Genomic DNA, 13,155 nt, shown 5'->3' with positions numbered 1-13,155 from the left:
GTCACCGCGGCATCCAGACGCGCACGAGCGAGAGCAGCTTGTCGACGTCGAGCGGCTTCGACATGTAGTCGTTCGCGCCTGCCTCGATGCAGCGCTCCTGGTCATCCGGCATGGCCTTGGCGGTGAGCGTGATGATCGGCAGCCGCGCCCAGCGTGGGTCCCGGCGGATTTCGCGAGTGGCGGTGAGGCCGTCCTTCACCGGCATCATCACGTCCATCAGCACGAGGTCGATGCCGCGCGCCTTATCGCCTGCCGAGCGGTCCAGCGCATCGATGGCCTCCTGTCCGTTGCGCGCGATCTCCACCACCGCGCCCTGCGGTTCGAGGATGTTGGTGAGCGAATAGACGTTGCGCACGTCGTCCTCGACCACGAGAATGCGGCGCCCTTCGAGGATCGCGTCGCGGCCCCGTGCCTGCTGGATCATCGTCTGCTGTTCGGCCGGCAGTTCGGTGACGACCTGGTGCAGGAACAGCGAGACTTCGTCGAGCAGCCGCTCGGGCGAGCGGGCGCCCTTGATGATGATCGAATCCGAATAGCGGCGCAGGCGCTGTTCTTCGTCGGCCGTGAGGTCGTGGCCGGTATAGACGATCACCGGCGGGAAGGCATAACCGCCCTCACGGCTCAAGGTTTCGAGCAGCGTGAAGCCGCTGGCATCGGGCAGGGCGAGGTCCAGCACCATGCAGTCGAACGTCTGCTCTGCCAGCAGTTCGAGGCATTCGGCGGCCGTCGCGGCAGCAACCGTTTCCACATCGCCCGAGGTCAGCAGCCGCGCCACGGCATCGCGCTGGACCGGATCGTCCTCCACGATCAGCACCCGGCGCGTGGGCGTATCGAGCCGGGCTGCCAGTTTCTCCAGCACACCCGAAAGGTCCTCGCGCCTCACCGGCTTCACCAGGTAGCCCACCGCCCCCAGCGACAGCGCCGTCTGGGTATGGTCGGTGCCGGAGACGACATGAACAGGGATATGCCGCGTCTCGACGTCGCGCTTCAGGCGGTCGAGCAGGGCGAGACCTGACTGGTCGGGCAGCCCGATGTCGAGCACGACCGCATGGGGGCGGAAGCTGCGCGCAAGCTGGAGCGCTTCTTCGGCGGTTCCGGCGACGAGGCACCGGAAGCCCATTTCCCGCGCCATGTCGCGAACGATGCCCGCGAAAGAGGCATCGTCCTCAACAACGAGCAGGACACGTTGGGCATTGGCGGCGCTATCGCGGTCGTCCTCTACCTGCCGAAGCAAGGCGGCCGGTTCCGGAGCGGCGTTGGATACCAAGGGCGGGATGGCCGCGACGGGTGCCGGGCCGTTCGGCTTGATCTGCGCCGATCCGGCCAGCGCGGGATCGTAAACCAGCGGCAGGCGCAGTGTGAAGCGACTTCCCTGACCGGCCACACTCGCCAGCGAGATCGCACCGCCCAGCAGGCGGGCCAGTTCGCGCGAGATCGAAAGGCCAAGGCCGGTGCCGCCGTACTTGCGATTGACAGTGCCGTCGGCCTGCCGGAAAGCCTCGAAGATCGCGCGCTGCTGGTCTTCGGGAATGCCGATCCCGGTGTCGGTCACCGATAGCAACAGAGCGCCTGCGCTATCCAAGGCACCGTCCGGCTCGATTTCCAGCCGCACACCGCCTGTCTCGGTGAACTTGAAGGCGTTGGAGAGCAGGTTCTTGAGCACTTGCTCCAGGCGCTGCCGGTCGGTGTCGAGCGTGACGGGACAACCGGGCGCGACACGAATCTCGAAATCCAGTCCGCGGTTCTGCGCGACCGGCTGGAAGACATGCCGCATGTCGCCGGCAAGCCGTTCCAGCAGCACCGTTTCGGGCCGGATCTGCAAGTGCCCGGCCTCGATCTTCGAAAGATCGAGAATGTCGTTTATCAATGCCAGCAGGTCGTTGCCCGATGACTCGATGGTGCGCGCATACTGCACCTGTTCGTCGGTGAGATTGGCCTTGGGATTGTCGCCCAGCAGCTTGGAGAGGATCAGCAACGAATTGAGCGGCGTGCGCAGTTCGTGGCTCATGTTGGCGAGGAAGTCTGACTTGTAGCGGCTGGCCTGCTCCAGTTCCTGCGCCTTGAGTTCGACCGCCGTGTTGGAACGCGCGAGATCGTCGCGTTGATGCTCCAGTTGCTGCGCCTGTTCCTCGAGCTGCGAATTGGTCTGTTCCAGCTCGACCTGCTGGTGTTCGAGCCGGACCTGCGATTCCTTGAGCGCGCGGCCCTGTTCTTCCAGTTCCTCATTGGAAACGCGTAGTTCCTCGCTCTGGACCTGAAGCTCCTCGGCATGGTGCTGCAACTCGGCCCGGTAGCGCGCCGAGCGCAGGGCAACGCCCACCGCGTTCGAGATTTCGGCGAGGAAAGCAAGGACATGATCGTCCACCGGCTGGAGAAAGCCGAGTTCGATGACGCCGTGCACCGTCTCGTCCGCCGCCGCAGGTGCGATCAGCAGGTGACGCGGTTTGTCGCTGCCGAAGGTGGAACCGATGGTCAGGTAGGTTTCGGGGATGTCGGTCAGCAGCACAGGGGTGCCGTCGTTCGCGACCTGGCCCAACAGGCCTTCCCGCAGCGAGAAGCGTTCGACGATCCCGGCATCGGCAGGCACGCCGTAGGATGCGATGCGGCGGAAATGGTGGCCATCTCCCGAGAAGACTGCACCGGCCTGCGCGCCTACGAACTTCACCAGGAAGGCGAGGATGCTCTCGCCCAGTGGCTCCACCGGCTGATCGCCGAGGATCGCGGTGGCAAGCGCGACTTGTCCCGATTGCAGCCATTGGCGCTGACCGGCAGCAATCGCCGCGCGGCGGATGAGGAAGCCGATTACCAGTGTCAGCGCGATGCCGAGCAGGCAGGAGGCCACACCGCTCGCCCAGGCGGAACGATAGGCCTGTTCCATTTCTTCGAGCCGCTGCTGTCGCAGCCGCCCCTCTTCCTGCTGCATCAGGCCGAGCTGGGCACGGATCGCGTCCATCTCGGTCTTTCCCCGATCCGAGGCGACCAGCGGCAGGGCCGCTTCCAGGCCGCCGCGCTTGCGGGTCTCGATGGTTTCGCGCAGTTCGGCGAGCTTGGCATCGATATGGCGGCGCAACGGGCGGAGACGGTCCTGCTGCTCAGCATTGTCGCGGGTAAGGTCGGCAATCGCCTCGAACTGCCCGCCGACATCAGCGAGCGCGCTGCGATAGGGATCGAGATAGCTCTCCCGCCCGGTCAGCAGAAAGCCGCGCTGCCCGGTCTCGGCATCCTGCACCGCCGACAGCAGGCCGTTCAGCGCGATGATGACCTCGTGCGAGTGGACGATCTTCCGGGCGTCGTCCCTGAGGACCCGGACATTGAGATAGGCCATCGCCCCGCTGGCCACGAAGAACAGGACGGCGACCGCGAGGCCGAAGGAAGTCCTCGGGTCGAGCCCCGGCTGCCATCGCCGCCGCTTGGTGAATACTCCCTGAGAACCGGAAGCTCCCTGGGAACCGTCGAACGTTCGCTTGGCAGGAGCTGCCTGCGTGAAAGGTGAATGCATGAACCTGCCAGGAAAGGAGTACGCCGGAAGACCGCTTAACCTCCCGCATGCGGGCAAATTCACCAGCGGGCAAGACGTTCCATCAACCGCAAGCGATCAGGAAATATTCCTCCTCTCAGGACAGGCGCATGACCGTTCCTCAGGACATGCCGTCAGATCGCGATCGCGGTCTTCACGCCCAGCACGACGATGGCATGGTGATCCCTGTCGCCGCCCGGATTGACGACGTACTGGACATTGGGCTGCACGCTCATCCAGGGCGCGAGTTTCAGGCCGTAGTCGGCCTCGATCGCATATTCGGCGCCTTGGGCGATCGGCAATCCGGACTCCAGTTCGTCTCGCAGTGCCGCCCGGCCGTTGAGATGGGTCCGCGCCGCGCCCAGTTGGATGAAGTCATCGGGTCGCCCGGATGCGAAACCGAGATAGCGCAGTCCGGCGGTGATTTGATTGTCGACCCGCGCGGTATTGCGGTCCGCCTGGGTGAAGGTGGCGAATGCAGTAAGACCCGCTGTGGTCCGGGTTTCGCCGTTCGCCTGCTCGACGTAGTGGCCGGTCAACTGCTGCTGAAGCATCACGAAGCCACCGTAGCGGCCGGAACGCTGCAGCATCGGCTGCGATGCAAGAGCGGCAGGGCGGTGATCGGCGCCCAGCAGGACGTCATCGGCATTCGCCGTGCTGTACCAGCCGCCCACACGGTAAAGCCCCGGCAATCCAGCTGCGCCCAGACGTACCCGATGGCCTGCCTCGAACGGCACCAGCACGCCCGTGGCACCCTTGAAGTGGCCGATGGTGAACGTGTTCTCCAGATTGCGCGGGTTCACCTCATAGGCTCCGACCATCGCATAGGAAGAGCCGTGCCTGACACGCAGGCGGGCGGCCCACTGGCTGACCGGCCAATTGTACCAGAAGTCGCCGCCGATATTGCCGATCGGCGCACCGCAGAAACTGCCGTTCATGAAATCGCACGGGAAACTGCTGAAATCGTTGCCGACCGGCAGGCGCCCCAGCTTCACATCCACGCCGCCTCCGAGATCCTGTGCATAGGAGAACTCGGTCAGGCGGAAAGTCTGCCCACGTCCGTAGACTTCCTGGACCTGCAACAGCGTATCCAGCCCGGCCGTCTGCGACAGATTGTGGCCGCGGCGATAGGTCACGCTCGCCTGGAAGCTGCCGCCATGCAGGCCGACCAGCTTGTCCGCATCGATTGCCGCGCCCACGGTGACCTGTCCGGTCTCGGTAACCGCCTTGCGGGTGCCACCCGAGACATTGGTGGCGACTTCGCTGGTGTAGCCGATCGAGAGATCGACCCCTTTATCCCGCAAATCAGAACGCAGTCCGCCCCAATCCCCGGTGAGCGTCGGAGACGCTCCCGACGCCTGCTGAGCCGTGCCTTGCTGGGCGATCGGTGCAGGATTCTCGTTGGCCCAGGCGTCCGGCGCGAGGGCAATGCCGGGAATGGCCGCGCCGAGCAGCAGCAGATGCGATCGAATTGTCATGGCGTAAAAATCCCTGGAACAGGCAGGCGAAAAAGAGCGGGGTGAGGGGGCCGCACATAGGCTGGCGGCATGTCCAGGGCGCCCTTGGTCCCCCCGCGAGGATCAGGCAAGCAGGGCAGGGGCCGCACGATGCATGCGAATTCTCTTCCCGATGGCGCCGGCAGCCACTAGAGGTTGACAACCATGACACACTTGGAGGATTTGGCCGTCTTCGTACGTGTTGCGAGCGCGGGCAGCCTGTCCGCAGTCGCAAGACTTGACGGTATATCGCTGGCAGTCGTTTCAAAGCGCCTTGCCCGACTGGAGAGCGACCTTCAGGTCCGCCTCGTCAACCGCTCCCCGCGCCGCATCAGCCTGACCGACGACGGCCTCGAACTGCTGCCGCGCGCGCGCGAGATACTCGGCAAAGTGGAAGAGGCGCAGGCCGCCCTGCAGACGCGCAGCACCGCTGCTGCGGGCGTGCTGCGCGTCACTGCCACGATCGCGTTCAGCGTGGGTCAGATCGCCCCGCGCCTCGGCCGGTTCCTTCAGGCCAACCCCGACTTGCGAATCCAGCTGCTGTCGACCGACCGGATGCTGGACATCGTGCAGGACAATGTCGACGTGGCGATCCGGCAGGCGACTCTGCCGGATTCCGACCTCGTTTCGCGCACGATCGCGCCGGATCGCCGCGTGCTGGTGGCATCTCCGGACTATATCGAGCGGCGTGGCAGTCCGCGCGTGCCGCAGGATCTGGCCGATCACGATTGCATCGTGCTGGGCGATCCGCCGGTCACGCTATGGCGGTTCCAGCGCGGAAGCCGCAAGATCGGCGTGGAAGTCGGCTGGACCCTGCTCGCCAACGATGGCGCGGCGGCGCAGGCTGCATGCCTTGGCGGCGCCGGCATCGCGCTCAAGTCCATTTGGGACGCACGCGAGGACCTGGCAGCGGGGCGCCTGGTCGAACTGCTGTCAGGCTGGGTGCCGCCCGCGATCCCGATCCAGGCGGTGTTCGCCTCGCGCCACCACCAGCCCGCCCGCATCCGCGCCTTCATCGACTTCCTGCAAGGCGAACTGCGGCGCGAAGTTCTTTGCCATCCCGAGATAGAGAGCGCGCTCACCTAGCTTTCGCGATCCGGGAAGGCAGCCTTCGCGATTACGGGGCGCCTGTGGGGATGGAAAATACAGGCCAAGGGGCGCAGAGGCGCCGCAAGGCCAAAGTATGGCCAACCAGAACGTGAGAAGCATCCATGACCCCAACAGAGGCGAGTCGCCCGACTCTTGCCGCTCAGCCCCTTTCCGCGCTCAGACGCCGTGACCTGCTTGCCGGTATCGGCGCGGTCGCCTTCCTGGCCGGCGCGGGTATTTCCGTCGATGCGCTGCTGGCGCGGGCCGAGCAGGCAAAGCCCAGCGCCGCCTTCCTGCACGCAAGCCGTTTCGTCACCAGTGCACCGCTCGACGACGATGTCGCGGTGAAGCGGGCATGGACGCAGCTTTCCACTCTCGACCGCGGCTTCCCGCAGGCGGTCGAGAAGCTGAGCGCGGCGATCGGTTCCTCGGGCCTCAAGGGCATGGCAGAATTCCTCGCCGCTCCGATCGGCAAGGACGAGGCCCTGCTGGCCACGGCCCGGACCATCACCTCGGCGTTCTACCTCGGCTTCACCGGCACTCCGCCATCCGCCGGTCACAAGGACACCACCGGTTTCGTCACCTTCACCGGCGCGCTGATGTGGCGCCCGACGATCGACGCCACCGTGATCCCCACTTACGCGCGCGGCGGCACCGATTTCTGGGTGCGCCCGCCTGCCGGCACTCCGGCATCCGGCGGGCCGCAGAGCATCGCCGAATGGCAAGGCTCCGCCCGCTCCTCGCAATCTTCGAAGAAAGCTTAAATCATGGCCGAGACTTTTGACGCCGACGTGATCGTCGTCGGCTCCGGCGCGCTTGGCTCCAATGCCGCTTACGAACTCGCCAAGGCGGGTAAATCCGTCATCCTGATGGAAGCGGGCCTGCGTATTCCGCGCTGGAAGATCGTCCAGAACTCACGCAACTCCTCGCGCCGCTCGGACTACAACCGTCCTTATCCCGACGTCGAGTGGGCGCGCACCACCGAGTCCGACGAGTATCTTGAAAATACCGGCTCGTTCGATCTGCGTCCCGGCATGCTCAAGCTGGTGGGCGGCACCACCTGGCACTGGGCGGCCGCGACCTGGCGCTATCTGCCGTCGGACATGAAGCTCAAGTCGACTTACGGCGTGGGCCGCGACTGGCCGATCAGCTACGACGATCTGGAACCCTGGTACCAGCGTGCCGAAGAAGCGCTCGGCGTTGTCGGTTCGGACGAACAGGACCAGAGCGGGCAGGGCGGCCCGGCCTTCCCGCCGCGCTCCAAGCCCTATCCGCTACCGCCCGAGGGCAAGACCTACATGTTCCAGCGGCTGGAGGCGCGCCTCTCCCCGCTCGGCTTCAACTTCATCCACGAACCCAACGCGCGCGTGACCAAGCCCTATGACGGGCGTCCGGCCTGCGCGGGCAACAACAACTGCATGCCGGTCTGCCCGATCGGCGCCATGTACTCGGGCGGCTTCCATGCCGACCACGCCGAGGCCGCCGGTGCCAAGCTGCTGACCGACGCTACCGCCTACAAGCTGGAAAAGGGCGCAAACGGCAAGATCGTCGCCGTTCACTATCGCACCTCGAAGGGCGAGGACATCCGTCTGACCGCGCGCTACTTCGTCGTCGCCGCCCACGGGCTGGAAACGCCCAAGCTGCTGCTGATGTCGGACGTCGCCAACTCCTCGGACCAGGTGGGTCGCAACCTGATGGACCACACCGGCATCGGCATGCACTTCCTGGCCGACGAGGAAGTCTGGGGCGGACGCGGCGCCGTGCAGCAAGGCGGTGTCTTCAACCGCCGCGATGGCGAACATCGCCGTGAATATGCCGCGATCAAGCACGCCATCGCCAACCCGGTGCCCAACCCGGCGGTAACCGCGCGCCTGATCGAACAGGGCGTGCTCGGCCCCGAACTCGATCGCCGCATCCGCGACGAGGCCTCGCGCTGGGTGGAATTCTCGACCGTGTTCGAAATGTTGCCCCATCCGACCAACCGCGTGCAGCCGCACCCGACCCGCCGCGACGCGCTGGGTATCCCGACGCTGACCGTTCACTACGATGTCGATGACTACGTGAAGGCAGCAAGGCCGCACGCGGAGGCCGACTTCCACACCTTCGTGAAGGGCATGAACGGCCAGTTGATCGACATCAGCGAAGGCTGGCAGAACCGCGACCACCTCATGGGTTCGGTCATCATGGGCGCCGATCCGAAGGACTCGGTGGTGGACGGCGACTGCCGCACCCACGATCACGACAACCTCTTCCTTGCGACGACGGGTGTGATCCCCGCCTCGGGCGTGATCAATCCCACCCTGACCGGGGTGGCGCTCTCGATCCGCATCGCCGACACCATCGCGAAGGAGGTCTGACGCGATGAAATCCCTGATTTCCGTGACGGCCGCCTGCCTTTCGCTGGCAGCGGCAACTCCCGCCTTCGCGCAGGATGCCGCGCCCGACTTCACCGACAAGGCCCTGATCGCACGTGGTGCCGCCGTCGCCACAGCCGGCGACTGTGCCGCCTGCCACCGCTCTGTCGAACCGCACGGCGCGCAGTACGTCGGCGGCTACAAGATCGAATCGCCACTGGGTCCCATCGTCGCGCCCAACATCACGCCGTCGAAAACGGCGGGCATCGGCGACTGGAGCTTCACCGACTTCGACCAGGCCATGCGCAAGGGCAAGCGCCGCGACGGCGCCAACCTTTATCCGGCAATGCCCTATACCGCCTACCAGGGCATCAGCACGGCCGACATGCAGGCGCTCTATGCCTACTTCCTGCACGGGGTGAAGCCGGTCGACACCAAGGCGCCGGAAACGCACCTGCCGTTCCCCTTCGGTATCCGCATGCTGATGGGGCCGTGGAACTGGCTCTTCACGCCTGACAAGCCGTACAAGACGAACGCTTCGCTCAGCCCGCAGGCGCAGCGCGGCCAGTACCTCGTCGAAACGCTCGGTCACTGCGGGTCGTGCCACACCCCGCGCAACGCGCTGATGGCGGAAAAGTCCGGCGAAGCGCTCGGCGGCGGTGACATCGGCGGCTGGCATGCCCCGAACATCACCTCCGATCCCGTCAGCGGCATCGGCGGCTGGCGCCAGGACGAGCTTATCGCCTATCTTCGCGACGGCCGTGCGCCGGGCAAGGGCGTGGCCGCAGGCGGCATGGCCGAAGCTGTCGAGCACTCGCTGCAGCACCTGCCGCAAGCCGATCTCGCCGCGATCGCCGCCTACCTCAAGGCAAGCAAGCCAATCCGCGATCCGGCCGAGACCCGCCCCGCCTTCGCCTGGACGCAAGCGCGCCCTGTGCAACTGGCCGCATACGAGCCGGGCAACGGTACGAGCGAGGCATCCTATGCCGACAGTTCGACCACCGACGGTGCGTTTCTCTATGCCGGTGCCTGCGCATCCTGCCACGGGATCGACGGCAAGGGCACGAAGGATCACTTCTACCCGCCGCTGGTCGGCAGCGTCACCACCGGCGCGGTCAATCCGGCCAACCTGGTCATGACGATCCTCGGCGGCGTCGATCGCGACAGCGGCGTGGGCCATGCCTTCATGCCCGCCTTCGCCAATCAGATGACCGACAGCCAGATCGCCGCGGTTGCCAATCACGTGTTGGGTCGCTTCGGCCGCCCGGACACCAAGGTGACGACCGACATGGTCGCAGCCGCTCGTGCCGGCGGCGCCAAGCCTCTGCTGCTCAAGCTGATGCCCTGGTTGATGGGTCTTGGAGCCGCTGTCTTTGCCGCTCTGGCCTTCGTCTTCATCAGGCGCGGTTCGCGCGGAAAAACCGCAAACGCAGCCTGATACGCGCGATCACCGCTACGGCTCCTCACTCCGGCCAATCCTTGCAGCGACTATCTCCGTTCCACGAATAGTCGCTGCAAGATTGCCCTGTCAGTCCCGGTTGCCGATGATAGCGGAAGACTACATGTTCTTGCGCATCTCGACAAACACCGTCCGCGGCCGCCCCACGAAGGCACCGCGGATTTCGTCGAGAGTGGAAACGGCATAAGTCCTGTCGAAGATGTTCTCGACCCGGACCATGACTTCCGCAAAGCCCAGACCCTTGGTCACGGTGCCGTCGAAAATCGTGTAGCCGGCAATGCGGTTGCCCCTCCGATCGGACTGCCGCGATACCGAGCGGGCGCCTGCTGCCACGCTGAGGTCCGCCTTGGGGAACTGATAGCGCGACCACAGTCCCCACTGGTGCCGCGGGGCATTGGGAAAGCGCCCGGCGAAGGAACTGTCGATGACGGCGCCATTCACGCCGCCGGTAATCCGGGTATCGTTGTAGGCATAGTTTGCGGTAAGGACCCAGTCCGGCGTCACGTCGGCAGCCAGGGTCACTTCCACGCCCTTGCTCGTCACTTCCCCGATCGGGCGAAGCTGGTCGAAACCGCCGACCGGCGCCGCGTCCGGATCTTCCTGAAGGATATTGTTGCGGACGATGCGATAGAGCGCGATCGTCGGCTGCAGGCGCCCGTCGAGCAATTCGCCCTTGGCGCCGACTTCGATCTGCCTGCTGGCGATCGGCGCGAAAGGACCGCCGACATCGGCGCTTTGCGATCCGGGGTCCTGCGGCTCGAAGCTCTGGGAGTAGCTGGCGTAAAGCGAAAGCGGCTGCACCGGGCGATACACCGTTCCCAGACGCCAGCTCAGCCGGTCTCCGGAAGTCTTTGGATCGCCCACGTCACGGTCATCGAACCAGTCCTGCCGTAGTCCACCGACAAGGATCAGTCGTCCGATCTCCATCTGGTGCTGGGCATAGATGCCGTAACGATGGGAGCGCGTGTCGGCGACATCGCGGCGTCCCTGCGTCAGGTCGTAATCGTCGCCGCGCGTCAGACCATAGACCGGATCGAGCAGCGACATTGCGGGCACGCCAACGCGCGTGCGCTGTCCCAGCGACCAGCCGCTCTGCCAGTACCAGTCCCCGCCGGCTGAAAAGCTGTGGTGGACCGGGCCGGTCTCGAACTTCGCCGTCAGGTTTCCGGAGAAAGTCAGACCCTGGATATTGCGATGCTGTCGCCGGAATTCGCGCGAGACGGCATCGATCACACCGTCGCCATCGGTGTCGATCCGCCCGACCGGATCGTGGAAGTCCTGATCTTCCTTATAGCGGAACCACCGATTGGCGACATTGATCGAGACCGCCTCGGACAGGCGCTGATCCAGCCGTCCTTGCAGCACCGTGCCGTTGAGACGGGTGGCGTCAGTCGCCTCGTTGTGGTTCCAATTGCGGGGGGCCAGGAAAACGCCGTCGGCAGTGGTGGGAATGCCGCGCAGCCGGTTCCCCGGCAGGTCCTGGCGGAACCGGGTGACCTGCAGCACCAGCCGTGTGTCGGCGGACGGGGCAATGGTCAATCCGCCGTCGAGCATCAGCGTCTCGGTCCGCGCGCCGCGCTGCACGCCGTCAACCGTTTCGTAGAAGGCGCCCGCCCGACCGGCAAGGATTCCGGCCTTATCGAGCGGGCCGGTCAGTTCCGCCGATCCGCCCAGACGATCGAAATTGCCGACGATGGCCCGCATCGAGGCACCGAAGCGGTCCGAGGGCTTCTTCGTCACGTAATTTATCATGCCGCCCGGCGCGCTCGCGCCATAGAGCATGCCGACCGGGCCCTTGAGGAACTCCACGCGCTCCACCCCGAACAGGCTGGGCACCGAAAAGCTCTGGAACGGATCGCCACGCAGTCCGTCGTAGAAAATTCCGTCCTGGCGGAACCCGCGATAGGTCACCGTCGCATACTGGTTCTCGCTGACCCCGGCGACGTTGCGATAGAGATCGGTGATGTCGCGCGCACCCTGATCCCGGATCAGATCGGCAGTGATGACCTGCAAAGACTGCGGAATGTCCATGGGGTCGGCTGCGAAACGCCCGATTTCGGTTTCGGTCACACGGTACAGTTTTTCGGCCCGCCCGCTGACGATAATTTCGTCCTGCACCTCTTGGGACTGCGCTCCGGATACCGGCAGAAGGGCGGCGGGTGCACAGAGAAGAAGATGAGTTCGCTTCAGCATATACGGCTCCGACTGGCAGGAACCGCAGCGAAGAGGAGGGCGGGCAAGACAAGCTCCGGTCCGGGCTGACAGCTCCACTCCTATTCGACACAGGTCATTACTTCTTGCGGAAGCCGATAGTGCGAACGCCTCGCATTTTCAACAAATGAAGTGTACTTAAATATTTCAAATCATTGCCAATAATGAGACTGACCTAGCCCCATACTTGAGCGACGGGACAGCTTGGCAGAAGCGAGCACATCATCCGCACCCCATTTCTGATTTGCCGGATTTTGCGAGTCATCCGGTGATTTCACCAGGTTGCAAAATGCTCTAGGCATGTCCGCATGAGTAACAGGCTAGCCGGTATCGTCGAGGTCGATGGACATCAATATGAATGGGAGCTGCGGAGCGAGCCGCAATGGGGCGATGCCGATGGCTGGAGAGGCATGACAGTCGCATTGCTCCGAAAGCACACCCAGCGGGGAGCCTTGTTGGAGTTTCCTCCGCCAAAGCGTTTGCTGAAAGGCATGCAGCGAGGCCGCCTTCAGATCGGCGACGCGGTCGTATCCCGTGGCATCCGGGCAGCCCTGCTGGCCGGATGGGAACCCGAGTCTCGCGGCAAGCCCATGGTCTTCACAGTCGACGCAGAAGGAAACTGAGCCATGGCTCGCGACGGTATCGGGAGAGAGCGATGAGCGTTTCGTCGAGGCCGTGGGACGGCGCGCAGGTTTCCAGATGGCTGGAGCACCGCATCGACGCAGCGGCGCGCGATCAGGCTGCGGCGGACAAGCGTGGATACGAGGCCCAGGACGAGTATGACAAGGCCGCCGCCGAAGAATGGGTGTGCCGCAGCCTGAGGGCCGTGGCACAGACGGGCGAACAGGCCGCCTTTGCGGATCGCCTCAAGCAATTGCTGGCGCAGGATGACTATCGGATCACGGGTATTCACGACGATCGCCGCGTCGAAAGGCACATCCGGGCGAACCTGAGAAAGCTCGCCAGGATGACCAAGGCGAACGAAGGGTTCGAAAATTTGCTGCGCTATCAGTGATAGCGCGATCAAGC

Annotated in this window: 9 protein-coding genes; 6 read left to right on the top strand and 3 right to left on the bottom strand. The window is 64.9% G+C overall.

Annotated elements, in window-relative coordinates; genetic code table 11:
* Position 1: 1 nt before the first annotated feature.
* Positions 2-3,325: a response regulator gene (locus tag ACZ1II_RS15720; RefSeq protein WP_465147312.1), complete on the bottom strand. Its 3,324-nt coding sequence runs from the start codon at positions 3,323-3,325 to the stop codon at positions 2-4.
* 326 nt (positions 3,326-3,651) lie between these two features.
* On the bottom strand, positions 3,652-4,995 hold the full coding sequence (locus tag ACZ1II_RS15715; RefSeq protein ID WP_465144576.1) for a carbohydrate porin: 1,344 nt from the start codon (positions 4,993-4,995) through the stop codon (positions 3,652-3,654).
* A 183-nt stretch (positions 4,996-5,178) separates the two neighbouring features.
* On the opposite strand from ACZ1II_RS15715, the gene ACZ1II_RS15710 reads away from it, so the two are divergent.
* The 4 genes from ACZ1II_RS15710 to ACZ1II_RS15695 all read left to right on the top strand — a co-directional run bounded on the left by ACZ1II_RS15710 (position 5,179) and on the right by ACZ1II_RS15695 (position 9,894).
* The gene (locus ACZ1II_RS15710; RefSeq protein WP_465144575.1) at positions 5,179-6,099 is read left to right on the top strand and encodes a LysR family transcriptional regulator; all 921 of its coding nucleotides are present in this window, start codon (positions 5,179-5,181) and stop codon (positions 6,097-6,099) included.
* 125 nt (positions 6,100-6,224) lie between these two features.
* Positions 6,225-6,866 (top strand): sugar dehydrogenase complex small subunit, encoded by a 642-nt coding sequence (locus ACZ1II_RS15705; protein ID WP_465144574.1) that lies wholly within the window; start codon positions 6,225-6,227, stop codon positions 6,864-6,866.
* Positions 6,867-6,869: 3 nt separating this feature from the next.
* Positions 6,870-8,459: a GMC family oxidoreductase gene (locus tag ACZ1II_RS15700; protein WP_465144573.1), complete on the top strand. Its 1,590-nt coding sequence runs from the start codon at positions 6,870-6,872 to the stop codon at positions 8,457-8,459.
* Positions 8,460-8,463: 4 nt separating this feature from the next.
* A complete protein-coding gene (locus ACZ1II_RS15695) occupies positions 8,464-9,894 on the top strand; it encodes a c-type cytochrome (protein ID WP_465144572.1) in 1,431 nt (476 codons plus the stop codon).
* 120 nt (positions 9,895-10,014) lie between these two features.
* Here the strand turns inward: ACZ1II_RS15695 and ACZ1II_RS15690 are convergent, their stop codons facing one another.
* Positions 10,015-11,985 (bottom strand): TonB-dependent siderophore receptor, encoded by a 1,971-nt coding sequence (locus ACZ1II_RS15690; protein ID WP_465144571.1) that lies wholly within the window; start codon positions 11,983-11,985, stop codon positions 10,015-10,017.
* A gap of 449 nt (positions 11,986-12,434) precedes the next feature.
* On the opposite strand from ACZ1II_RS15690, the gene ACZ1II_RS15685 reads away from it, so the two are divergent.
* Positions 12,435-12,749: a hypothetical protein gene (locus tag ACZ1II_RS15685; RefSeq protein WP_465144570.1), complete on the top strand. Its 315-nt coding sequence runs from the start codon at positions 12,435-12,437 to the stop codon at positions 12,747-12,749.
* A gap of 32 nt (positions 12,750-12,781) precedes the next feature.
* Entirely contained in the window at positions 12,782-13,141 is a 360-nt protein-coding gene (locus tag ACZ1II_RS15680; protein ID WP_465144569.1) for a hypothetical protein, read from the top strand.
* Positions 13,142-13,155 lie beyond the last annotated feature (14 nt).

Source organism: Novosphingobium sp. BL-S-20, assembly GCF_055521635.1.
This window is presented reverse-complemented; position numbering and strand designations above follow the sequence as displayed.